Source organism: Corallococcus sp. RDP092CA (assembly GCF_041903675.1).
Classification (GTDB): domain Bacteria; phylum Myxococcota; class Myxococcia; order Myxococcales; family Myxococcaceae; genus Corallococcus.
On the sequence record NZ_JAYESI010000196.1, the window covers coordinates 1 to 243 of the forward strand.

Consider the following 243-nt stretch of genomic DNA (forward strand, 5'->3'; position numbering starts at 1 on the left):
TGTTCTCCAAGAGAGTGGAGCGAGGTGGTTTCGCGGCGGTGTGGACACACGAGGCACGGGGCGCGCCCGTGCGGTTGGCGCGCTGCGAGGTCGCGCTCTTCTTCGAGGGCTGCGTGCTCGTCGGGCGAGCTCCGGCCTCGGCGACGCCGCTGCCCCTCTTCGCACGGGCGCGTGGCCAGCACGCAAGCGAGGAGGCAGACAGCGAGCCCTTCGTCGGCACCGCGCGCTGACGTCCGCCGACGC

1 protein-coding gene is annotated in these 243 nt (G+C 72.8%); it reads left to right on the top strand.

Annotated elements, in window-relative coordinates:
- On the top strand, window positions 1-230 hold a 230-nt coding region (locus U8525_RS34735), incomplete at its 5' end, for a hypothetical protein (RefSeq protein ID WP_374271012.1).
- Between the last annotated feature and the right edge of the window lie 13 nt (window positions 231-243).